Raw genomic sequence first — 1858 nt, 5'->3', positions numbered from 1 at the left:
GCTCGGGATCGAGCAGCAGCCGCCGCCGCAGGCGCCGCCGCCGTCGCGCCGGTGACTCCGCCGAGGGCGAGCCCGGCGACGGCGACCCGGAGCGCACGGTCGTCAAGGTCCGCGAGCCGCGGGAACGGCGTGCGAAGGACGCGGAGCGCGAGCCCGGCACCGGTGCCGACGAGGTCCAGTCCATCAAGGGCTCGACGCGCCTCGAGGCCAAGAAGCAGCGCCGCCGCGAGGGCCGCGAGCAGGGCCGCCGCCGGGTGCCGATCATCACCGAGGCCGAGTTCCTGGCCCGCCGTGAGGCCGTCGAGCGCGTGATGGTCGTCCGCCAGAACGGCGAGCGCACCCAGATCGGCGTGCTTGAGGACAATGTGCTCGTCGAGCACTACGTCAACAAGGAGCAGGCCACCAGCTACGTGGGCAACGTCTACCTGGGCAAGGTCCAGAACGTACTGCCCTCCATGGAGGCCGCCTTCATCGACATCGGCAAGGGACGCAACGCCGTCCTGTACGCCGGTGAGGTCAACTTCGAGGCGCTCGGCATGGCCAACGGGCCGCGCCGCATCGAGTCCGCCCTGAAGTCCGGCCAGTCGGTCCTCGTGCAGGTCACCAAGGACCCGATCGGCCACAAGGGCGCCCGCCTGACCAGCCAGGTCTCGCTGCCGGGCCGCTATCTGGTGTACGTGCCCGAGGGCTCGATGACCGGCATCAGCCGCAAGCTGCCCGACACCGAGCGCGCGCGCCTGAAGACCATCCTCAAGAAGATCGTCCCCGAGGACGCGGGCGTCATCGTGCGCACCGCCGCCGAGGGCGCGAGCGAGGACGAGCTGCGCCGTGACGTCGAGCGGCTCCAGGCGCAGTGGGAGGACATCCAGAAGAAGGCCAAGATGTCCACCACCAGCTCGCCGAGCCTGCTGTACGGCGAGCCGGACATGACGGTCCGCGTCGTCCGCGACATCTTCAACGAGGACTTCTCCAAGGTCATCGTCAGCGGCGACGAGGCGTGGGAGACCATCCACGGCTACGTCTCGCACGTCGCGCCCGACCTCGCGGACCGCCTCTCGCGCTGGACCTCCGAGGTCGACGTCTTCGCGACGTACCGCATCGACGAGCAGCTCGCGAAGGCCCTGGACCGCAAGGTCTGGCTGCCGAGCGGCGGCTCGCTGGTGATCGACAAGACCGAGGCGATGATCGTCGTCGACGTCAACACCGGCAAGTTCACCGGCCAGGGCGGCAACCTCGAAGAGACCGTCACGAGGAACAACCTGGAGGCGGCCGAGGAGATCGTGCGCCAGCTCCGGCTGCGCGACCTCGGCGGCATCGTCGTCATCGACTTCATCGACATGGTCCTTGAGTCGAACAGGGACCTGGTGCTGCGGCGCCTCCTGGAGTGCCTGGGCCGGGACAGGACCAAGCACCAGGTGGCCGAGGTCACCTCGCTCGGCCTGGTCCAGATGACCCGCAAGCGGGTGGGCCAGGGGCTCCTGGAGTCCTTCTCCGAGACCTGCGTGCACTGCAACGGCCGCGGCGTCATCGTGCACATGGAGCAGCCCACCTCCGCCGGTGGCGGCGGCAAGCGCAAGAAGCGCGGGCGCGGCGGCTCCGAGCAGGCCGACCACGGCCACGACCACACGCACGAGATCGAGCACGAGGCTCTGGACGGCGCCGAGGGCGTCGAGACCGAGGCCGAGGTCGCCGCGGAGGCCGCCGCCCCGGTGGCGCTCCCGGAGCCGGAGTTCGTCGCGGACGAGGAGCTGTACAGCAGCGCCGCCGAGGCCGAGGCCGCCGCGTCCCGCAGCGGCCGCTCGCGCCGCCGCGCGACCCGCAGGGCCTCCGCTCCCGCGGGCGCTCCCCGGGCGGAGGC

The 1858-nt window shown here is 71.2% G+C and carries 1 protein-coding gene; it reads left to right on the top strand.

Annotated features, from left to right (window positions below; all coding sequences use genetic code 11):
* Positions 1-1858 (top strand): Rne/Rng family ribonuclease (locus AB8Z36_RS37050; protein ID WP_369217777.1); only part of this gene is annotated, 1858 nt, incomplete at both ends.

It is taken from the genome of Streptomyces flavofungini (assembly GCF_041028215.1).
Lineage (GTDB): Bacteria > Actinomycetota > Actinomycetes > Streptomycetales > Streptomycetaceae > Streptomyces > Streptomyces flavofungini_B.
The sequence above is the reverse complement of the archived record's forward strand: the minus strand, read 5'-3'. Positions and strand labels throughout refer to the sequence as shown.